The following is a 20,590-nucleotide window of genomic DNA, read 5'->3' as shown; positions in this document are numbered from 1 at the left end:
ATAGCGAGGTGAAAAATTCTGTCCGGCATCTTACCGGTCGCGCCGCCCGCTTCAAAGTGCGCGCTGCAATTCTCGCCGAACACCCCGTAATTACGCGGTATGGCGACGAACCGTCACACCGCCGATCCTTAAAACAGAGAAACCTTTGCAAGAAGCATTGGCACGTTCAGGAAAAAGGGTTAAGGTGGCGTCACTGTGTTGCTTGTGTCACTGAGAATCTCTACACGATATGTTGAATTTCGATCCAACCATCTACAAGAATTTTTCCTGCTCTTTGCACTCAGTCTCGGCCAGGGTTCTTCCTGTTCCGCAGTTATCTTTGTTCAAGGAGTTACACCATGTCTAATCGCCAAACCGGTACCGTTAAGTGGTTCAACGATGAAAAAGGCTTCGGCTTCATCACCCCACAATCCGGTGACGATCTGTTCGTTCACTTCAAAGCTATCCAATCCGACGGTTTCAAAAGCCTGAAAGAAGGCCAACAGGTTTCTTTCATCGCTACCCGCGGTCAGAAAGGCATGCAAGCTGAAGAAGTACAAGTTATCTAACTTGTAGCTTCTTTAGAAAAGAGCCCCGCCCTTAAAAGCGGGGCTTTTTTGTGTGCGCCTGTTTTGTTCAGGCAAAAAAAATCGCAGCCCGTCAAGGCTGCGATTTTTTGTGGGTGGCTTACCAGGCCACGCCAAATCCTGCGGTGTAGCGGGTCTTGTTCAAATCCGCATCGTTGGTGCCACTGATGATGTCGCGCTCGGCCTTAAGGTTGAGCGAGGCCCAATCGGTCACCTTGTAACGCAGCCCCATTTCCGCATCCAGCGCGTAATTGGCCACGTCGGATAGCGGCTTGCCGATTTCACCATTGGTGAAGAACTCGACTTTCTTGCCGATCAGGTAACGGTTGTAATCCCACTTCATGGCGACGGAATAGAAGTTGTCCTTGCTGCCATCGCGATACTCGTAATCGGTGCGGTTGAACAACGAGCCCAGCGAGAATGCGCCCAGCTCATCATCCCAGAACTGGTAGCCGGGACCGGTACCGACCACGCGCTGACGCGCCAGCTCTTCGATGTGATCACGCTTGTAGTTCAGACGGCCCTGCCAGAACCATTTATCTGTCAGGAAGCGGTCGAGTGCGTACTCGGCGCGCCAGTTGTCGGTGGTGGTCACGTCGTCCTGCACTTCGCGGTTGTATTCGCCTTCGGCGGTGTGACGCCAGCGACCATGGCGCGCCGAAGTCTTGAAGCCAATGTCGTAGTCGTCGGTGTCTTTTTCCGCACGCTGATAATCCAGCGCCAGATCGACATTACCCTTCCACACCAGATCCTCGACCACCGGTTTCGGCTTGAGGATTTGCTGAATACTGGCCAGCTCCACGGTTTTCGGCGCTTCACCGTTGGCGAGGGTGACCTTGCCATCTTCGGCCGCCGTCAGCGACTTGGAGACTTCACCGCTGTAGGCATCCTGCTTGACCAGCAAGTGCTGATCGCTGTCCAGCGTCTTGACCTCTTTCCAGTCAATGGTGACCGCACCGGCATATTTGGTCTGGATCAACAGCTTGCCGCCATCGAACACGGTGATGGTGCCGCTCAACTTGTCACCGTTCTTCAACCACACGGTGTCGGCAAGCAAGGGCGTGGACGCACTGAAAACAGCAAGGCACAGCAAGGATCTGGACAACATAAGCGAATCGAAGGCTCAAGTTTGCGAAAAAGGGGTCGGCATTATCCGTAGGAATAATTCCCTGACAAGGACTGACCGGACTATTTCTATTGAGTTCATTTCTCAACTGCCCGATGAGGGATTACGCTTAAGGCAATCAAACGATCATGTTCAGGAACCGTGTACGTGACAGACCCGATCCACGAAGTCGACAGCGAAGCGCAAATCCGACGCACGGCGCTCTACTCGACCCTGGCACAAGTGCCCGAAGGCAAAGTCGTCAGCTATGGTCAATTGGCTGATCTTGCCGGGCTGGGGCGCGCCGCCCGCTGGGTCGGTCGCACCTTGAGTCAGTTACCCGGCGACACCAAGCTGCCCTGGCACCGCGTGTTGGGCGCCGGTGGTCGGATCAGCCTGCCAGTGGGCAGTCCATCCGGGGATGAACAACGGGCGCGATTACGCACGGAAGGCATCACCGTCCTGAACAATCGTGTGGATATTCAGCGCCATGGCTGGCGTCCGGTAGAGCACAGCGGTTAGAGTGCGCGCTTTGTTTCCGCAATCTTGAGGCAGACTTCAGCCCATGCCCCGTAAAACCTGGCGCGCCGCGCTCGCCGCCTATGCCAGTCCTTCGACGCTCGTGCTGTTGTTGCTGGGTTTCGCCGCCGGCCTGCCGTACATGCTGGTGTTTTCAACGCTCTCCGTCTGGCTGCGTGAAGCCGGTGTGGCCCGGGAAACCATCGGCTACGCCAGCCTGATCGGCCTCGCCTACGCGTTCAAATGGGTCTGGTCACCGCTGCTCGACCAATGGCGTCTGCCATTGCTGGGCAAACTTGGCCGTCGCCGCTCGTGGCTGGTGCTCTCGCAGGCATTGGTGATTCTCGGTCTGATCGGCATGGGTTTCTGCGATCCGCAGAAGCATCTGTCGTGGTTGATCGCTATCGCCGTTGTCGTCGCATTCGCCTCCGCCACTCAAGACATCGCGGTAGATGCCTATCGCCTGGAAATCGCCGAAGACAACCGCCAGGCCGCCCTCGCCGCCAGCTACATGTCCGGCTATCGCGTGGCGGCACTGCTGGCCACTGCCGGCGCCCTGTTCTTCGCCGAAGGCTTCGGCTCTACAGGCTTCAACTATCAGCACTCGGCCTGGGCCGGCACTTACGCGCTGTTCGGGGCGCTGATGATTCCCGCGCTGCTGACCACGCTGCTGATGCGCGAGCCGCCCGTGCCGCTGCGCACGCAATTGCAGGCCGGGCGCTACACTTTTATGCATCAACTGATGTCGGTGTTTGTGCTGATCATCCTGCTGGTCTCGGTACCGGCGATGTTCACCCAGCTCTACAACACCGATTTCGCCAGCGTGCTGTTCGGCGGTATGAGCCCACTGGATCTGCTGCTTGAAGACCGTGCCTTCCTGCGCGCCATTCTCTATACGCTGCTCACCGGCCTGTGCCTGTCGACCATGGGCCGTCGTGGCCTCGCACCGGTGCTGACGCCGGTCAACGACTTCATTCTGCGCTATCGCTGGCAGGCACTACTGCTGCTCGGTCTGATTGCCACGTATCGGATGTCGGACACGGTGATGGGCGTCATGGCCAACGTGTTCTACATCGATCAGGGTTTCACCAAGGATCAGATTGCCAGCGTCAGCAAGATCTTTGGTCTGATCATGACCCTCGTAGGCGCCGGCATGGGCGGCTTGCTGATCGTGCGTTTCGGCATTCTGCCGATCCTGTTCATCGGCGGCGCGGCCTCGGCGGCCACCAACCTGCTGTTCGTGATGCTCGCCGACATGGGCCCGAACCTGCAGATGTTGGTAGTGACCATTTCCCTCGACAACTTCAGCTCGGGCCTGGCGACGTCGGCGTTCGTGGCCTATCTGTCGAGTCTGACCAACCTCAAATTCTCCGCTACGCAATACGCCCTGCTCAGCTCGATCATGCTGCTGCTGCCGCGTCTGATGGGCGGTTACTCCGGGGTCATGGTCGAGAAGTTCGGATATCACAGCTTCTTCCTGATCACGGCCTTGCTCGGCGTGCCGACGCTGTTGCTGATCGCCTTGCACTGGTTCCAGGAAAGTCGCCGCGAAGGCCCGACACCCACGCCCGAGCCTGTGCCGACGCCGGTCGCAGAAGAGTCGTAAGACAAATCGCCAATGGCGGGAGGAATCCCGCCATTGGACCCCTCCGCTGGCCACACTTCTGTACGTCAGCAAAACTCGCCGGTACACTGCTCCGTCATTTCCAGTCATAGCAACCGACAACGGCCAACCATGCGCACCAGTCAATTTTTGCTCGCCACACAGAAAGAAACGCCTTCCGACGCGGTCGTGATCAGCCACCAGCTGATGCTGCGCGCCGGCATGATCCGCAAACTTGCCTCGGGCCTGTACACCTGGCTGCCGATGGGCTTGCGAGTCATGCGCAAGGTTGAAGCCATCGTTCGCGAAGAGATGAACGCCGCCGGCTCTCTGGAAGTGTTGATGCCGAGCACCCAACCGGCCGAGTTGTGGCAGGAATCGGGGCGCTGGGAAGAATACGGCCCTGAGCTGCTGCGCATCAAAGACCGCCACGGTCGCGACTTCTGCGCGGGCCCGACCCACGAAGAAGTGATCACCGATCTGATGCGCAACGAGTTGAGCAGCTACAAGCAGCTGCCGATCAACCTGTACCAGATCCAGACCAAATTCCGTGACGAAATCCGTCCACGCTTCGGCTTGATGCGCGGCCGCGAATTCATCATGAAGGATGCATACTCGTTCCACGCTGATCAGGCGTCGCTGCAGGTCACTTACGACCGCATGCACGAAGCGTACTGCAACGTGTTTACTCGTCTGGGCCTGAAATTCCGCCCTGTTGAAGCCGACAACGGTTCGATCGGTGGCGCAGGCTCGCACGAATTCCACGTACTGGCCGAGTCCGGCGAAGACGATATCGTCTTCAGCAATGGCTCCGACTACGCGGCGAACATTGAAAAGGCCGAAGCTGTGCCTCGCGAAACCTCGCGTCCAGCACCAGCCGAAGAGTTGCGCCTGGTTGATACACCAGATACCAAGACCATCGCGGCGCTGGTGGAAAAATTCAATCTGCCGATTGAAAAGACCATCAAGACCCTGATCGTGCACGCGGAAGAAGAAGGCAAGCTGATTGCCCTGATCATCCGTGGCGACCACGAACTCAACGAAATCAAAGCGGCCCAGCAACCAGGCGTGGCCAGCCCGCTGGTCATGGCTTCCGATGCCGAACTGCGCGACGCCATCGGCGCCGGCGCCGGTTCGCTCGGCCCACTGAACCTGCCGCTGCCGATCATCATCGACCGCTCGGTCGAGCTGATGAGCGACTTCGGTATCGGCGCGAACATCGACGACAAGCATTACTTCGGTGTGAACTGGGAGCGTGACCTGCCAGTTCCGACCGTGGCTGACCTGCGCAATGTCGTGGCCGGCGACCCAAGCCCGGACGGCAAAGGCACTCTGGAAATCAAGCGCGGCATCGAAGTCGGGCACATCTTCCAGCTGGGCAACAAGTACAGCAAGGCGATGAAGTGCGAAGTGCTGGGCGAGAACGGCAAGCCGGTTACCCTGGAAATGGGTTGCTACGGCATCGGCGTTTCCCGTGTGGTAGCGGCTGCCATCGAGCAGAACAACGACGCCAACGGCATCATCTGGAGCGACACCCTGGCGCCGTTCCAGATCGCCCTGGTACCGCTGCGTTATGAAACCGAGCAGGTTCGCGAAGCCACCGACAAGCTGTACGCCGAACTGACAGCGGCCGGTTTCGAAGTGCTGCTGGACGATCGCGACAAGAAAACCAGCCCCGGCATCAAGTTCGCGGACATGGAGCTGATCGGCATTCCACACCGGATCGTGGTCAGCGACCGCGGCCTCGCCGAAGGCAACCTGGAATACAAGAGCCGTACCGAAGGCGAGGCGCAAGCGCTGCCGGTGGCTGACGTATTGTCCTTCCTTCAGGCCCGTATCCGCCGCTGAAACCAGATAGAGACGTCATGTTCAAGCGAAACACCTTAGGCCTCGGAGGCGCCACCCTGTGTGGCGCCCTGCTGGTCAGCGGCTGTGCCAATCACATGTCACAGCGCAGCGAGCACGAAGAGCGGGTCGAGCGAAAGTTGCTCGATCACAGCCTGCAGATTGATGTCGGTGAGCCTAAGGAGCTTGAGCTGCCGCAGCGACGCGTGAAGATCAACGAGCAGAAGACGTTCGAAGTCACTGAGTTCGAAGTCACTCGTCGTTACGATCGCTATACGCCTTACCAACCCTGGCGCGAAATCTACGAGATTCCGCTGGGCGCGGTGGCGGTGGTCGGCGGCGTCGGCGCGAACGTGGTCAACGTCTTCGCCCTCGGCAATTTGCCGGACAGCGTGACCAAGGACTGGCTGAGCTACGGTTTCGCCGGGCTCAACCCGTTCATGAACGTGCAGTCCAACGGTCGTGCGCAACAGAACCTGGCCGGCATCGATGAAGTCCAGCGCGACAAGCGCACGGAGTATTCGAGCCTGCCATGGAGCGAGCGTCCGGTGCAGGTCAAGGCCGGCAAGCAGACCTTCGACATGACCACCGATCGTAATGGTGTGCTGCGTCTGAACCTGCTGGACAGTCCGTTTGCCGAAAATGACCTCAATCATGTCGGCAAATTGCAGATCAGCGTCGAAGACGCCAAGGATGACGTGCATTCCGACTCATCCCTGCTGATCAGTAGCCACTTGCGCGGCAAGTTGCTGGAAGCGCACGGGCTGATTTACGACGATCTGGAGGATGACGAAGTGAGCCAGTGGGTTCACCGGGTCAAACGCCTGTCCGAGCTGGGCCTGGAAGAAGAAGCCAGCGAACTGGAACAAAGCCTGATCGAACTGACACGCAACGATCCTGAGTTGCAGACTGAGTTTCTCAAGTCTTTGACCAAGGATGCCGGACGTTTAGTGGCTGATCCGGGACCGAACTAAAAGCTGAAAGCATCGCGGGCAAGCCCGCTTGTGTCTGGGTAAGGGAATAAACTCTGGGGTGAGAGGGGTGGATGGCAAGCTGTGAGTCNGATACTGCTTATCAGACTGAATGCCATGCTGCGCGACGGCACCGAATGGCGGTGACGAATGGCAGGGTGAAGACAGTTGCTCCCACAGTGCTAGATGGTGAAACACAAATAGTGTGGACACCAAACATCCCTGTGGGAGCGGGCTTGCCCGCGATTGCAATCGAAAACTCGCAACAAAACTACCGCTCAAACAACTCCATCTGCTCAAACCCGCCGCGCAAATCCTCCAGCCTCACCCCTACCCCAAGCAGCCGCACCGGTTTCCCACCCCGATTGAACGCCTGCGTCAGCATCAACTGATAACTGCCCAAATCCCGCCCTGCCCCGGCCTGCTCCAGCGTCGTCTGGGTAAAATCATGAAACTTCACTTTGACGAATGGCTTGCCCGGTCGATAACTGCTGTCGATCCGCGCCATACGGGTTCTCAGGGTTTCCAGAAGCTCCGGCAACTTGTCCAGGCAACTGCGTAAATCCGGCAGGTCGACATCGTAGGTGTTTTCCACACTGATCGACTGACGGCGACTGTCGTTGTGCACCAGCCGATCATCAATCCCACGGGCCAGACTCCAAAGCCTCTCGCCAAAACTGCCAAATTCGCGCACCAGCGCCAGCTTGTCCCACTCGCGCAATTGCATGCAGTCAACGATGCCCAGTTTGCCCAGCTTGTCGGCCGTGACCTTGCCGACGCCGTGCAGCTTGCTCACCGGCAAGCCGCTGACAAAATCCTCGACCTGATCCGGGGTGATCACGAACAAACCGTTGGGCTTTTTCCAGTCGCTGGCGATCTTTGCCAGAAACTTGTTCGGCGCCACGCCTGCAGAAACAGTGATGTGCAATTGATTGGAGACCCGGCGGCGAATGTCCTGGGCGATCCGTGTGGCACTACCGCCGAAGTGCGCGCTGTCCGATACGTCTAGGTAGGCTTCATCTAGCGACAGCGGCTCAATCAAGTCGGTGTAATCGGCGAAAATCGTGTGGATTTCCTTTGAGGCCTCGCGATAAGCGTCCATGCGCGGCTTGACGATGGTCAGATCCGGACACAGCTTGAGGGCGTGTCCCGACGACATCGCCGAACGCACACCATAAGCTCGCGCCTCGTAGTTGCAGGTGGCGATCACCCCGCGCCGATCCGCCGAGCCGCCCACCGCCAATGGCTTGCCTGCCAGATGCGGGTCATCACGCATCTCGATGGCGGCGTAGAAACAGTCACAGTCGACGTGGATGATTTTTCGCTGAGTCATGTCAGAAAAGGAAACGTGGCAAGCCGGATCGGCAGTATCTCACTGACAACTGTATATAGCACCAGTAGTGCCGAATGTTCTTTTCCATGTGTAGGAAAAGACCGATGAATTTATTTTCTCAATCGAAAATGCATCGCCAATAGAGCTGAAAGCCTTGCCCCGCCTGCTCCGCGCTCTGCTCAAGCATCCTAAAAAACCGCTAACCGATTGAACCTCAACAGATTTTATCCAGATTGGAGGTTGACACCCCGGCGATCCTCTGTAGAATGCCGACACACAGACGCGGGATGGAGCAGTCTGGTAGCTCGTCGGGCTCATAACCCGAAGGTCGTCGGTTCAAATCCGGCTCCCGCAACCAAACATCAAAAAAGGCTACTCGAAAGAGTGGCCTTTTTTGTGCGCGTCTGTTTTGTCGACAAGCTTCTTATAGGAGCAGTCGTCAAACAGGAACTCTTTGCATTTCCTAAACTTAACGTGCCACCTGCGACCGTTTGACGCGATTTCACACTTATTTGACCCTTTACGGGATTAGCGGTTGACACCTCGCCGTTCGCCTGTAGAATGCCGCCACACAGACGCGGGATGGAGCAGTCTGGTAGCTCGTCGGGCTCATAACCCGAAGGTCGTCGGTTCAAATCCGGCTCCCGCAACCAAACATCAAAAAAGGCTACTCGAAAGAGTGGCCTTTTTTGTATCTGTTGAAAAAGTCCTTTCGCAACAATGATCTGTCACTGTGCAGTGAACCGCTTGGGATCTTCAGATGTTCTGACTTGCGACTATGCTTGAGTCGCAGGCAAGGCCTCTGCAATCCAGGAACTGCCCTCGCCGATACCCGGTGAGAGGCGTAGTATTTTGTGATTATTTTTTTCTACAGGGATTGGTAACTTGGCTGGATACCTCCATCCTGTCGCGCACAATCCAAGAGGTGATTGATGCGCGCCAACTCGTCTGATCCACAAGACACCGTCACAGCGGAACATCCGATCAAACCCGAGCGCTTGCGCTTGCTGGATCGATTGAGCAAATACCGTCAGCCCATCGGGCTGGGGGTCACATTGCTGTTGTTCACCATAGCGCTGATTGCCTGTCGCCACTTGCTCGTCGAACTCGATCTCGATGCGTTGCACGACTCGATTCTCGACGTGCCGAAACCCGCCCTGCTTGGCGCTTTCGGCGCAACCGTGGTCGGCTTCATTATTCTGCTCGGCTATGAATGGTCGGCCAGCCGCTACGCCGGTGTGACACTGCCACCGCGCATGCTGGCACTCGGCGGCTTCACCGCGTTTGCGATCGGCAACGCCATCGGCCTGTCGCTGCTGTCCGGCGGTTCGGTGCGCTACCGTTTATATGCACGCTTGGGCGTGGGTGCTTCGGAAGTCGCGCACATGACCTTGTTCGCCAGCCTGTCGCTGGGCTGCGCGCTGCCGCCACTGGCCGCACTCGCCACCCTCAGCGACCTGCCCGCCGCCTCTCAGGCGCTGGGGCTGTCTGAAGGACTGCTCGGCGCTGTTGCCGGCGCAGTGCTCGCACTGGGCGCGATTCTGGCGATTGGCATCTATCGCCGACGCCTGCCGGAACAACCTTACCGCGACAACCTGTTGGTTCGGGCCGGCCGTCGCACCCTGCGTCTGCCGGGCCGACGTCTGACCTTCCTGCAACTGGTCATCACCGCGCTCGACGTTGCCGCTGCCGCGACCGTTCTCTATCTATTGCTGCCCGAAGCGCCACCGTTTGGCGCGTTCCTGCTGGTGTATCTGCTGGCCCTGGCCGCCGGTGTGCTCAGCCACGTACCGGGCGGCGTCGGTGTGTTCGAAGCCATTCTGCTGGCCGCGTTTGCCGACAAACTAGGTGCCGCGCCACTGGCTGCAGCGTTGTTGTTGTATCGCCTGATTTACGTAGTACTGCCGCTGCTGGTGGCCTGTGTACTGCTGCTGATCAATGAAGGTCAGCGCTTGTTTCAAACTCAGACCATGCGCGCGGCGTCCGGTCTGGCGGCACCGATTCTGGCGGTGCTGGTGTTCCTGTCCGGCGTGGTCCTGCTGTTTTCCGGTGCCACACCTGAAATCGACACGCGCCTGGAGCACATCGGTTTCCTGATCCCGCATCGTCTGGTCGATGCTTCGCACTTCGGCGCCAGCCTGATCGGCGTGTTGTGCCTGATGCTGGCTCAGGGCCTGCGCCGTCGCCTGTCGGCCGCATGGATGCTCACCACCATTCTGTTGCTGGTTGGCGCCCTGCTCTCATTGCTCAAAGGCTTCGACTGGGAAGAAGCCACGCTGATGACACTCACCGCTGCATTGCTCGGTGTGTTCCGTCGCTCGTTCTATCGCCCGAGTCGTCTGACCGAACTGCCCTTCTCGCCGCTATATCTGGTGGCCAGCCTGTGCGTACTTGGCGCGTCGACGTGGCTGCTGCTGTTCGCTTATCAGGACGTGCCGTACAGCCATCAGTTGTGGTGGCAGTTCACCCTTGATGCTGACGCACCGCGTGGCCTGCGTTCGTTGCTCGGCGCCGCCGTGCTGTTGCTGGTGATCGCCCTGACCTGGCTACTGCGCACTGCCCGTCCGGTGATCCATCTGCCGACACCTGATGAACTCGATCGCGCCGCGAAAATCCTTATGGCCTCGTCGCAACCCGACGGCGGCCTCGCGCTGACCGGTGACAAGGCGTTGCTGTTTCACCAGAACGACGAAGCGTTTCTGATGTACGCACGCCGGGGCCGCAGCCTTGTTGCGCTGTACGACCCGATCGGCCCTGGCCAGCAACGCGCAGAAATGATCTGGCAGTTCCGCGACCTGTGCGACATCCACCATGCCCGCCCTGTGTTCTACCAAGTGCGCGCGGAGAACCTGCCCTACTACATGGACATCGGCCTGACCGCGATCAAACTCGGTGAAGAAGCCCGGGTCGATCTGCAGCGCTTTGACCTGGAAGCCAAGGGCAAAGAGATGAAGGACCTGCGTTACACCTGGAACCGTGGCACCCGCGACGGTCTGTCGCTGGAGATCCATGAGCCGGGCCAGGCGCCAATGGACGAGCTGAAAGTGATTTCCGATGCGTGGCTGACCGGCAAGAACGTGCGCGAGAAAGGCTTCTCCCTCGGCCGTTTCAGCGACGATTACCTGAAGCATTTCCGCATTGCGGTGATTCGCTTCGAAGGCCGCCCGGTGGCGTTCGCCAACCTGCTCGAGACTTATAGCCATGATCTGGCCAGTCTCGACCTGATGCGCGCGCACCCGGACGCCCCCAAGCTGACCATGGAATTCATGATGGTCGGCCTGATTCAACACTATAAGAGTCACGGATACGCGCGCTTCAGCCTGGGCATGGTGCCGTTGTCGGGGTTGCAACCCCGGCGTGGTGCACCGCTGACCCAGCGTCTGGGCTCGATGGTTTTCCGCCGTGGTGAGCAGCTGTACAACTTCCAAGGCTTGCGCCGCTTCAAAGACAAGTTCCAGCCTGACTGGGAACCTCGTTATATGGCTGTGCCCGCCGGACTCGATCCGCTGGTGGCGCTGGCCGACACTGCTGCCCTGATCGCGGGCGGCTTGACTGGATTGGTGAAACGCTGATGATTCAACGCTCCCTGAAGTACATCCTGGCCGCACTGATCGTGCTGGCCGTGATTGCCGGCGGCGGTTACTGGTACCTCAAACGTCCGGCACCGGAACCGACCGTAGAACAGCTGACTCCGGCCGATGGCCCGGCCATGACCCGTGTGATTCCCGGCACCAAGCCGAAAGCTCAGGTGCTGGTCGCGGTCAACGACGACCAGAAACTCTCTGAAAAGCAATTGACCACCCTGAGCCGCAGCGCCTCGGCGCAAATCGTTCAGGTGATTCTGCCCAAGGACTGCCTGCTGCAAAGCCGCGCCCTGCAAACCGGTCTGCGCGAACTGAACGGCCCGGCCACGCTGGTCAGCGGTATCGGCCCCGGCGCGGTACTGGCCTGGCGTTGGTTGTCCGAGCAAAAGGACGACAAGGCCCAAGCGATTTCCGTGGACCTGGCACTGGAAAAAGGTGGCTGCACGCACCTGTTGCCAAAATCCGCCGCCCACGGCCACTGGCTGGTGGCCTGGAACGACAACCCGGACGACGCCAGCGCAGGTTTCGTGCGCGATCAACCGAACGCCGAAACCAGCATCAGCGACTACGACATCAACCTGCCACAAGTGCTGAACAACGAACTGCGCAAGATCCTCGTCGGCGGCGACAAGGCCAACGGCGGTCTGGCGATACCGGTGGTTGAAGTCCCGGCCGGTCAAGCCAAAGACACCGTGACCCTGTTCCTTTCCGGTGACGGCGGCTGGCGCGACCTCGACCGCGACGTAGCGGGCGAAATGGCCAAGATCGGCTATCCGGTCGTCGGCATCGACACCCTGCGCTACTACTGGCAGCACAAGAGCCCCGAGCAAAGCGCGCTGGACCTGACCGAACTGATGCAACACTACCGGCAGAAATGGGGCACCAAGCGCTTCATCCTCACCGGTTACTCGTTCGGCGCTGACGTGCTGCCGGCGATCTACAACCGCCTGCCAGACACCGAGCAGCAACGTGTAGATGCAATCATCCTGCTGGCCTTCGCCCGCACCGGCAGCTTCGAAATCGAAGTCGAAGGCTGGCTCGGCAACGCCGGCAAAGAAGCCGCCACCGGCCCGGAAATGGCCAAGCTGCCAGCGGCGAAGGTTGTGTGCATCTACGGCGAAGAAGAGACGGATGAAAGTGGTTGCACGGACAAGACGGCTGTTGGCGAAGCAGTGAAACTGCCCGGCGGCCACCACTTCGATGAGAACTACCCGGCGCTGGCCAAGCGGCTGGTGGATCTGATCGAGAAGCGACAGAGCAAGGACTCGGTCGCCGAAGAGTGATCTGAAGCGCCCCACAAAAAGCCCCCGCAACTTCACGGTTGCGGGGGCTTTTTACATCTCGGACGATGAACCCATTTTCCTGTAGGAGTGAGCCTGCTCGCGATAGCGGAATGTCAGGTGGCAAATCAGTGATTGACACTCTGCTATCGCGAGCAGGCTCACTCCTACAAGGGATGGCGCTGGATTCAGACAACTCGTCAGTCTCGTTGGCCAAGCTGGACATCTATCCACGTGACATCATCGTCGCCAACGCTAAAGTCGCTATCCGGCGCCGCCAACAAACTGCTTTGCTGGGATTGCGTCAAGTCCGCCCAAAAGCCATCAGTGACAAATACCAAGCGCTCAACAGCGTCCAGTACACAACAAACAAAGTCAGGGTTTGGGACCCGATTGATTTTCAAGCATCGTGTTACCGAATTTCGCGCCGGGTCTTGCGCCAACTCACAGTGCGAACGGTCGTGCCGCCAATTGGCTTTGCAGTGAGGTGGCGTAATCCACTCGATGGCACCCGCCAGCGTCACAATCCCGCATGAACAGTCACCTTCGTATGCAACGGTGAGTCGGCCATGGGCGACCAAGCCAATCAGGTAACAGATGGCTCCCGCCTGATCAGCAGGCAACGACGCATGAAAATCCGACAGTATTGAACCCAATAGGCGCTCAACAGCTGCGGGCTCTGCAGGATAGCTCCCCTGCTTCATCTGTGTGGAATGAGCCGCCAACATGCCGCTTACGAAGCTTTCAGCAAGCTGTCCACTGCCGCGCCTGGAAGTGCCATCCGCGACAACAAAAAACCCACCGTCACCATCACAGCTCGCTCCGGCACAGTCATTATTTGCCCTGCTGGCTTGCCCAGTGATTGATCGGGAGCGGTATCTCATGCGTTGGCCAGCGCTTTCATACGCCTGTGAATAATCTGCCCTCTGCCTGGATTCGCCTGCACCGAGCCTGAGCTTTCGATCACGTAGCCAACCCCATCGAGCGCCATCAGCTTGTGGATTCCCTTTGCGATGAACGCCTTGAGGTCGCTGTCAGCCTGGCACACCTCCTCCAACAGCTCAGGCCGACCATCGATCAAGATGATCATGTCCTCGACATCCTTGTGATAAGGATCACCATTTCCCCGACCGGCGAAAGCTTCCAGTTTCGTCGCGAGAAAATACGTGGGCTGGAATATCTGGATGGCAGTGCCGCTGGGCAGGGTGAATTTATCCGCCCTCGCCAGCCCCTCGACGAACCAGCGGTTGGCATAGCCGAGCACTGCAGGATCAGAAGGCATGACATCCACGACAACGTCATTGAAGCGAAAACGACAATTGACCTCGTCCTCACCTGTGATCTTGAATCCCTTGGTCGCAAGCCGTTCGGTGAGTTGGTTCCAGGCGCTGATACCGGCCAACTCGATCACTAGATCAACGTCATCAGTGAAACGAATGTCGTCCAGCACGGCTGTATCTGTAACCAGCATGGCGGTTGTGCAACCGCCAACAAAAGCAACTTCGGCGAGAAACGCCTCGCCCAAGCCTTCAGCCACGAACTCAATGAGCTCGTAGTTGTGATCCGCGTTTGACGACATGTTATTTCAGCCCCATCCCTGCCTTCAGAATACTGATTGCCACACCACACTCACGCGGACCACCCAGACGAATCGCATCAGCGAGCGCCAGATAGTGGTAAAGGATCCGGTCTTTTTTCACCGCTTCCGGCACTGTTTTGTAAAGCGGCTCTATAGCTTGGCCTCGCTCGGTTCCAAGTGCATCCGGCCAGACCGGAATCAAACCGCCCGCACTCTTGATGCTTTTGGACAGCGCAGGCGCCGCAAAACCTGTGGGTATGCCACGAACCATCGCGCCAGGCTTGACCGGGAAGAAGTACTTCAGCGCGTGCTCGGTAATTTTCAGCAGTTCCCGGCGGTGCACTTTGGCAAGCCCGGTGTCGTAGTCATGGATGAGCAATCCGGATTCCCGACATCGCGCGAGAGCATTTGAGACTTCGCTTTTGCTCAGTCCGAGAGAGGCAGACAGCGCACGTAAGGAGTACCGATCACTCCAACTTGTCAGCGGTGGATCAGATGCTGGTTCCGCCCATCCCTCCCAGCCTGGCCCATCAGCGAAAGGCGAGTCGAATTCGCGACGCTGGAAGAGTGTGTCTTCGCCATCAGTGGAATAGGTGACCAATGGCTTCCCCACACTCTCCCCTGCGGTCATTCGGCTGACGACATAAGGCCTGAGCAGCTCTTCGACCCTGTCCGAATTCGATTCGGCCTCCATCTCCCCCAAGAGGTTCTCTTCCTGAGCGTGGAGACTGGCCATTTTGAACAAAAGTAAAATGTCTTGACTCTTCATTTAGCTCAAAACCTTAAGTGTCCACATTCCATAAAACGTGGACACTTGTCTCACTGACGAGGCTGGGTCGTCAAGCCCTTGGGTCGATCACTAATCGCTGCATACCTTGCCCGCATATCGTCATGGCTGACTGCTTGGGCCAGATCAAAGATGAGCAATCGTTCACTGGCCTTCTTTTCGATCCGAAGGTCCTTCGGTTCATCCTGTGCTTCTTGTTGCGCTGATGCTGTCATACGTACCTGAATGCTTTGCACACGTCGGTTCGTGCGTGACGTTTAGTATCGTTTACTTCCAGTCTCGCAATATCAGATGACGCCCACAGACCTTGTAGGCAAACTCCGAAACTCGTGTTTGGACGCTCTCCCGCTCTATTGCGCTGTTTTTTGACGGGATACTCTCCGGACGTCGCTGACCCATTCAGCGATCGGGTGTGGTAACCCGGTTAGGCAAAGTGCAACAGTGCCTCCATCACGACATCAGGTGTTCTTTTACGCCTGTAATTCACTGTCATGGCAGCTGTACGTGGGAGACCTTCGGGTCTGCCGGTTTCTTTGCTCCCCCGGTTTACCACCCTGCGTACAGCTGCCACCCATTCGTGTGGTAACGAATGAGGCAGCTCCTCGTTTTAGGGAGCAAAACAATGAGCAAAGAAAGTCCGTCAACGCCATCTGATCTTAAAACTATCGGCTTCACCCCTTTCCTCTACAACTCGGATCAAGCGTTCTTCAACGTCCGCTCCGGCATCCCGATCATTGATGCCCTGTCCCAATCCTCCGACCTGCTGTCCCTCGCCAAATCCTTCGCCGAGGACGCGGCATTTATCAAAGACACCGACCGCCACGCTTGGGCTGCGCATTACCTGACGGTGATGGGCAAAGCCTTGATTGATGACGTGATCCAAGCGTTGATGCCGCGACCTGCGCGGACGAAGACCGAATCTGAAGCCGAACTGGCTGACCCAACCTCATAACCTTGTGGGAGCTGGCTTGCCAGCGATGGCGGAGAGTCAGTCGACATTGATTCTGGATGTGCCGGACTCATCGCTGGCAAGCCAGCTCCCACAGGGGATTTGTGGTGGACTTGAGGTTTATGTGCGGGCACAAAAAAGCCCCCGCCAGCCTTGAAGCTGACGGGGGCTTTCAGTTGAGGTGGGGCTTACATCTCGACCTGCGTCCCCAACTCAATCACCCGGTTCAGCGGCAGATTGAAGAACCGCAAGTTGCCATTGGCATTCTTCAACATGAACGCGAACAGCGCTTCACGCCAACGCGCCATACCCTCGAGCTTCGAGGCGATGACCGTTTCACGGCTGAGGAAGTAAGTCGTGCGCATCGGGCTGAAATCCAGATCATCCAGATGACACAGCTTCAACGCCTGCGGCACGTCCGGCTCGTCGGTGAAGCCAAAGTGCAGGATCACCCGGAAGAAACCTTCCCCGTGTGCCTCGACTTCGAAACGCCGCGATGGCGGTACACGAGGGATGTCTTCGTAGACCACGGTCAGCAACACCACCTGCTCATGCAACACCTGGTTATGCAGCAAGTTGTGCAACAGCGCGTGCGGCACGGCGTCGGAGCGTGCGGTGAGGAACACGGCGGTGCCTTGCACACGATGCGGTGGCTGCACGCGGATGCTGCTGATGAAGATCGGCAGCGGCAACGCGCCTTCATCGAGGCGTTCGACCAGCAGTTGCTTGCCGCGCTTCCAGGTGGTCATCAGCACGAACAACGCGATACCGGCGATCACCGGGAAAGCACCGCCCTGAACGATTTTCGGCACGTTGGCGGCGAAGTACAGACCGTCCACCAGCAGGAAACCGATCAGCACCGGTACCGCAAGGATCGGCGGCCATTTCCACAGCAGCAGCATCACCGCCGACACCAGAATGGTGGTCATCAGCATGGTGCCGGTTACCGCCACGCCGTAGGCCGAGGCCAGTGCGCCGGAGGATTCGAAGCCGAGCACCAACAGAACCACGCCAACCATCAGCGCCCAGTTCACCGCGCCAATGTAGATCTGGCCCTGCTCGTCGCTGGAGGTGTGCTGGATGTACATGCGCGGGATGTAACCGAGCTGAATGGCCTGACGGGTCAGGGAGAATGCGCCGGAAATCACCGCTTGCGAGGCAATCACCGTGGCCAGGGTCGACAGCCCCACCAACGGAATCAGCGCCCAGCTAGGCGCCAACAGGTAGAACGGGTTACGCGCCGCTTCCGGGTTATCCAGCAGCAAAGCGCCCTGACCGAAGTAATTGAGCACCAGCGCCGGCAAAACCAGAATGAACCACGCACGGGCAATCGGCTTGCGACCGAAGTGGCCCATGTCGGCGTACAACGCTTCGGCACCGGTCAGCGCCAGCACCACGGCGCCAAGGATCGCCACGCCCATACCGGCATGCACCATGAAGAAACGCACCGCCCAGACCGGGTTCAGCGCATGCAGCACTTCCGGCGTATGGCTGATGCCGTAGACGCCAAGGGCGCCCAGCACGAGGAACCAGGTGACCATGATCGGCCCGAACAAAATGCCGATCCGCGCCGTACCGTGGCTCTGAATCAGAAACAACGCGACCAGCACCACCAACGACAGCGGCACCACCCAATGGTCGATGCCCTCAAACGCCAGCCCCAGCCCCTCTATCGCCGACAACACGGAAATCGCCGGAGTGATCATGCTGTCGCCATAAAACAGCGCCGCACCGATCAGTCCGCAAACCACCAGCAACGACCGCAGTTTTTTGCGATGCCCCGCCGCACGCCGCGCCAGTGCGGTGAGCGCCATGATCCCGCCCTCGCCTTGGTTGTCGGCGCGCAGGACGAACATCATGTATTTGATCGAGACGACCCAGATCAGCGACCAGAAGATCAACGACAGAATGCCCAGCACGCCATCGTGATTGACCGGTACGCCATAAGCGCCGGAAAACACTTCTTTAAGGGTGTACAACGGGCTCGTGCCGATGTCGCCGTAAACTACCCCGACTGCCGCGACCAGCATGCTCAGCGGTTTGGTAGCCGAACCCTCGGCGCCTGCCGCATGACTACTTGCCTGACCCATCCAACACTCCTACTTCTCAGAACCGGCTTCTTTGAATGAAGCACTATGCTTTGTGGTGCAGCATGCGCTGTTTTACCTGCTGTTACAGACGTTTTGTTGACTGTAAAAAATTGGTAAAGCTCAACGGCGCGAAGCATAGCGCAGCACTCGTCGTATTTCCCTGCATAAAGCTGGTCAAGTGCGTTACTCACCGCTAGAATTGCGCACTTTTTGATCAGAGGCGCACCCTAAGCGCCCGTCCGTCGGCTTTTCGCATCAGGAAAGCGGCGTCACAAAATACCGAGGTTAGACATGTCCACCACTCCTGCGCCGGCCAATCCAAAGGTTGGCTTCGTATCTCTGGGTTGCCCGAAAGCACTGGTCGACTCCGAGCGCATCCTGACCCAGCTGCGCATGGAAGGCTATGACGTGGTGTCCACTTATCAGGACGCCGATGTCGTGGTGGTCAACACCTGCGGCTTCATCGATTCGGCCAAGGCTGAATCGCTGGAGGTGATCGGTGAAGCGATCAAGGAAAACGGCAAGGTCATCGTCACCGGTTGCATGGGCGTGGAAGAAGGCAACATCCGCAACGTGCACCCGAGCGTGCTGGCCGTGACCGGTCCGCAGCAGTACGAGCAAGTGGTCAACGCCGTGCACGAAGTGGTGCCACCGCGTCAGGATCACAACCCGCTGATCGACCTGGTGCCGCCGCAAGGTATCAAGCTGACCCCGCGCCACTACGCCTACCTGAAGATTTCCGAAGGCTGCAACCACAGCTGCTCCTTCTGCATCATCCCGTCGATGCGCGGCAAACTGGTCAGCCGTCCGGTCGGCGACGTGCTCGACGAGGCTCAGCGCCTGGTCAAGTCCGGCGTTAAAGAGCTGCTGGTGATCTCGCAAGACACCAGCGCCTACGGCGTCGACGTGAAATACCGCACCGGTTTCTGGAACGGCGCGCCAGTGAAAACCCGCATGACCGAACTCTGCGAAGCGCTGAGCACCCTCGGCGTCTGGGTGCGTCTGCACTACGTTTACCCGTACCCGCACGTTGACGAGCTGATCCCGCTGATGGCCGCCGGCAAGATCCTGCCGTACCTGGACATCCCGTTCCAGCACGCCAGCCCGAAAGTGCTGAAGTCGATGAAACGCCCGGCGTTCGAAGACAAGACCCTGGCACGGATCAAGAACTGGCGCGAAATCTGCCCGGACCTGATCATCCGTTCGACCTTCATCGTCGGCTTCCCGGGCGAGACCGAAGAAGACTTCCAGTACCTGCTCAACTGGCTGACCGAAGCCCAGCTCGACCGCGTCGGCTGCTTCCAGTACTCGCCGGTGGATGGTGCTCCAGCCAATGATCTGGATCTGGAAGTGGTGCCGGACGACGTCAAGCAGGACCGGTGGGAGCGCTTCATGGCGCACCAGCAGGCGATCAGCTCGGCACGCCTGCAAATGCGCGTTGGCCGTGAAATCGAAGTGCTGGTGGATGAAGTTGATGAGCAAGGCGCGGTCGGCCGCTGCTTCTTCGATGCTCCGGAAATCGATGGCAACGTGTTTATTGATAACGGCAGCAATCTGAAGCCGGGCGACAAGGTCTGGTGCAAAGTGACTGATGCTGACGAATACGATCTGTGGGCTGAGCAGATCTAAGCATCACCCAGTACCTGTGGGAGCGAGCCTGCTCGCGAATGCGGTGGGTCAGTTGCTGAAAATGTTGACTGAACCAACGCCTTCGCGAGCAGGCTCGCTCCCACAAGGGGAATAGTGTTGTATTGAAAAGCCCCGCTCTTTTTACGAGATGCGGGGCTTTTTTACGTCTATCGTTTGCTGAGGGAAGGATCCTCATCAAACAGGGCATAAGAGGCACACAGGCATGCGTCACCATTCGGTCATCCACACGCCGAAACTCAGCGATTATCAGGAACTGACCCGGGTCTGGGAGGCCTCGGTCCGCGCGACCCATGATTTTCTGCCGGACAGCTACATCGAGTTGCTGCGCAACCTGGTGCTGACCCGCTACCTCGACTCAGTGATGCTGATCTGCACCAAGGACGCCAACCAACGCATCACCGGGTTCGCCGGTGTGGCGGCGGGCAAGATTGAAATGCTCTTTATCGACCCCGACTATCGCGGCCAGGGCCTGGGCAAAAAACTGCTGAACTACGCGCTGCAACATTTGAATGCCGATGAGCTCGACGTCAACGAACAGAACCCGCAGGCCTTGGGCTTTTACTTCAAGCAGGGTTTTGAAGTGATCGGCCGTTCGGAGGTAGACGGCATGGGCCAGCCGTATCCGTTGCTGCATATGCGCTTGCGCCAGAATCAGCAACGCACCTGAAATGGCTGACACACCATAAAACCCTGTGGGAGCTGGCTTGCCAGCGATGCGGACGCTGCGGT

General features: G+C 58.4%; 16 protein-coding genes, 2 tRNA genes and 1 pseudogene. 13 read left to right on the top strand and 6 right to left on the bottom strand.

Annotated features, from left to right (window positions below; genetic code table 11):
* Positions 1 to 338 precede the first annotated feature (338 nt).
* Positions 339 to 548, top strand: a complete 210-nt coding sequence (locus ACVVH8_RS06465; protein WP_002554837.1) for a cold-shock protein — start codon at positions 339 to 341, stop codon at positions 546 to 548.
* Between the two features lie 118 nt (positions 549 to 666).
* Here the strand turns inward: ACVVH8_RS06465 and ACVVH8_RS06460 are convergent, their stop codons facing one another.
* The gene (locus ACVVH8_RS06460) at positions 667 to 1,674 is read right to left on the bottom strand and encodes a DUF481 domain-containing protein (RefSeq protein WP_401304592.1); all 1,008 of its coding nucleotides are present in this window, start codon (positions 1,672 to 1,674) and stop codon (positions 667 to 669) included.
* Positions 1,675 to 1,839: 165 nt separating this feature from the next.
* Here ACVVH8_RS06460 and ACVVH8_RS06455 point away from each other — a divergent pair, with 165 nt between their 5' ends.
* The 4 genes from ACVVH8_RS06455 (at position 1,840) to ACVVH8_RS06440 (ending at position 6,612) form a co-directional block, all read left to right on the top strand.
* Entirely contained in the window at positions 1,840 to 2,193 is a 354-nt protein-coding gene (locus ACVVH8_RS06455; protein WP_475229097.1) for an MGMT family protein, read from the top strand.
* A 43-nt stretch (positions 2,194 to 2,236) separates the two neighbouring features.
* A complete protein-coding gene (locus ACVVH8_RS06450; protein WP_213027744.1) occupies positions 2,237 to 3,796 on the top strand; it encodes an AmpG family muropeptide MFS transporter in 1,560 nt (519 codons plus the stop codon).
* A gap of 129 nt (positions 3,797 to 3,925) precedes the next feature.
* Positions 3,926 to 5,641 (top strand): proline--tRNA ligase, encoded by a 1,716-nt coding sequence (locus ACVVH8_RS06445; RefSeq protein ID WP_103306573.1) that lies wholly within the window; start codon positions 3,926 to 3,928, stop codon positions 5,639 to 5,641.
* Between the two features lie 17 nt (positions 5,642 to 5,658).
* Positions 5,659 to 6,612, top strand: coding sequence for a hypothetical protein (locus tag ACVVH8_RS06440; protein ID WP_103306572.1), 954 nt, complete (start codon positions 5,659 to 5,661; stop codon positions 6,610 to 6,612).
* Between the two features lie 268 nt (positions 6,613 to 6,880).
* Here the strand turns inward: ACVVH8_RS06440 and dinB are convergent, their stop codons facing one another.
* Positions 6,881 to 7,942: a DNA polymerase IV gene (gene dinB, locus ACVVH8_RS06435; protein ID WP_475229095.1), complete on the bottom strand. Its 1,062-nt coding sequence runs from the start codon at positions 7,940 to 7,942 to the stop codon at positions 6,881 to 6,883.
* Positions 7,943 to 8,223: 281 nt separating this feature from the next.
* Here dinB and ACVVH8_RS06430 point away from each other — a divergent pair.
* From ACVVH8_RS06430 to ACVVH8_RS06410, 5 genes are all read left to right on the top strand, one after another.
* A tRNA-Met gene (locus ACVVH8_RS06430) sits at positions 8,224 to 8,300 on the top strand.
* Between the two features lie 218 nt (positions 8,301 to 8,518).
* Positions 8,519 to 8,595 (top strand) — tRNA-Met (locus ACVVH8_RS06425).
* Between the two features lie 279 nt (positions 8,596 to 8,874).
* Positions 8,875 to 11,514, top strand: coding sequence for a bifunctional lysylphosphatidylglycerol flippase/synthetase MprF (mprF, locus tag ACVVH8_RS06420; RefSeq protein WP_103307398.1), 2,640 nt, complete (start codon positions 8,875 to 8,877; stop codon positions 11,512 to 11,514).
* Positions 11,514 to 12,809, top strand: coding sequence for a virulence factor family protein (locus ACVVH8_RS06415; RefSeq protein ID WP_401303789.1), 1,296 nt, complete (start codon positions 11,514 to 11,516; stop codon positions 12,807 to 12,809). Before mprF ends, ACVVH8_RS06415 begins: the two co-directional genes overlap by 1 nt.
* Before the next feature lie 128 nt (positions 12,810 to 12,937).
* Complete coding sequence (locus ACVVH8_RS06410) at positions 12,938 to 13,342, top strand: hypothetical protein (RefSeq protein ID WP_315446025.1); 405 nt, start codon at positions 12,938 to 12,940, stop codon at positions 13,340 to 13,342.
* A gap of 344 nt (positions 13,343 to 13,686) precedes the next feature.
* Here the strand turns inward: ACVVH8_RS06410 and ACVVH8_RS06405 are convergent, their stop codons facing one another.
* Positions 13,687 to 14,385, bottom strand: coding sequence for a hypothetical protein (locus tag ACVVH8_RS06405; protein WP_475229093.1), 699 nt, complete (start codon positions 14,383 to 14,385; stop codon positions 13,687 to 13,689).
* A gap of 1 nt (position 14,386) precedes the next feature.
* Entirely contained in the window at positions 14,387 to 15,154 is a 768-nt protein-coding gene (locus ACVVH8_RS06400) for a MarR family transcriptional regulator (protein ID WP_475229091.1), read from the bottom strand.
* Positions 15,155 to 15,794: 640 nt separating this feature from the next.
* Here ACVVH8_RS06400 and ACVVH8_RS06395 point away from each other — a divergent pair.
* Positions 15,795 to 16,124, top strand: a complete 330-nt coding sequence (locus ACVVH8_RS06395) for a DUF3077 domain-containing protein (RefSeq protein WP_475229088.1) — start codon at positions 15,795 to 15,797, stop codon at positions 16,122 to 16,124.
* Positions 16,125 to 16,309: 185 nt separating this feature from the next.
* Here the strand turns inward: ACVVH8_RS06395 and ACVVH8_RS06390 are convergent, their stop codons facing one another.
* On the bottom strand, positions 16,310 to 18,151 hold the full coding sequence (locus ACVVH8_RS06390; protein ID WP_475231140.1) for a potassium transporter Kup: 1,842 nt from the start codon (positions 18,149 to 18,151) through the stop codon (positions 16,310 to 16,312).
* 351 nt (positions 18,152 to 18,502) lie between these two features.
* Here ACVVH8_RS06390 and rimO point away from each other — a divergent pair, with 351 nt between their 5' ends.
* Complete coding sequence (gene rimO, locus ACVVH8_RS06385; RefSeq protein WP_315446029.1) at positions 18,503 to 19,840, top strand: 30S ribosomal protein S12 methylthiotransferase RimO; 1,338 nt, start codon at positions 18,503 to 18,505, stop codon at positions 19,838 to 19,840.
* 5 nt (positions 19,841 to 19,845) lie between these two features.
* Here the strand turns inward: rimO and ACVVH8_RS06380 are convergent.
* Positions 19,846 to 19,953 (bottom strand): annotated as a pseudogene (locus ACVVH8_RS06380) (metal ABC transporter ATP-binding protein); the annotation flags it as partial.
* Between the two features lie 110 nt (positions 19,954 to 20,063).
* On the opposite strand from ACVVH8_RS06380, the gene ACVVH8_RS06375 reads away from it, so the two are divergent.
* Positions 20,064 to 20,528 (top strand): GNAT family N-acetyltransferase, encoded by a 465-nt coding sequence (locus ACVVH8_RS06375; protein ID WP_475229086.1) that lies wholly within the window; start codon positions 20,064 to 20,066, stop codon positions 20,526 to 20,528.
* Positions 20,529 to 20,590 lie beyond the last annotated feature (62 nt).

The organism is Pseudomonas trutticola BRTCR10 (assembly GCF_056155105.1).
The sequence above is the reverse complement of the archived record's forward strand: the minus strand, read 5'-3'. Positions and strand labels throughout refer to the sequence as shown.

Bases quoted from the DNA above. Each gene is read 5' to 3' on its own strand.
- rimO (WP_315446029.1), top strand. From the start codon at position 18,503: ATGTCCACCACTCCTGCGCCGGCCAATCCAAAGGTTGGCTTCGTATCT.
- ACVVH8_RS06390 (WP_475231140.1), bottom strand. From the start codon at position 18,151: ATGCTGGTCGCGGCAGTCGGGGTAGTTTACGGCGACATCGGCACGAGC.
- ACVVH8_RS06395 (WP_475229088.1), top strand. From the start codon at position 15,795: ATGAGCAAAGAAAGTCCGTCAACGCCATCTGATCTTAAAACTATCGGC.
- ACVVH8_RS06405 (WP_475229093.1), bottom strand. From the start codon at position 14,385: ATGTCGTCAAACGCGGATCACAACTACGAGCTCATTGAGTTCGTGGCT.
- ACVVH8_RS06465 (WP_002554837.1), top strand. From the start codon at position 339: ATGTCTAATCGCCAAACCGGTACCGTTAAGTGGTTCAACGATGAAAAA.
- mprF (WP_103307398.1), top strand. From the start codon at position 8,875: ATGCGCGCCAACTCGTCTGATCCACAAGACACCGTCACAGCGGAACAT.
- ACVVH8_RS06415 (WP_401303789.1), top strand. From the start codon at position 11,514: ATGATTCAACGCTCCCTGAAGTACATCCTGGCCGCACTGATCGTGCTG.
- ACVVH8_RS06400 (WP_475229091.1), bottom strand. From the start codon at position 15,154: ATGAAGAGTCAAGACATTTTACTTTTGTTCAAAATGGCCAGTCTCCAC.
- ACVVH8_RS06375 (WP_475229086.1), top strand. From the start codon at position 20,064: ATGCGTCACCATTCGGTCATCCACACGCCGAAACTCAGCGATTATCAG.
- dinB (WP_475229095.1), bottom strand. From the start codon at position 7,942: ATGACTCAGCGAAAAATCATCCACGTCGACTGTGACTGTTTCTACGCC.
- ACVVH8_RS06445 (WP_103306573.1), top strand. From the start codon at position 3,926: ATGCGCACCAGTCAATTTTTGCTCGCCACACAGAAAGAAACGCCTTCC.
- ACVVH8_RS06440 (WP_103306572.1), top strand. From the start codon at position 5,659: ATGTTCAAGCGAAACACCTTAGGCCTCGGAGGCGCCACCCTGTGTGGC.
- ACVVH8_RS06460 (WP_401304592.1), bottom strand. From the start codon at position 1,674: ATGTTGTCCAGATCCTTGCTGTGCCTTGCTGTTTTCAGTGCGTCCACG.
- ACVVH8_RS06450 (WP_213027744.1), top strand. From the start codon at position 2,237: ATGCCCCGTAAAACCTGGCGCGCCGCGCTCGCCGCCTATGCCAGTCCT.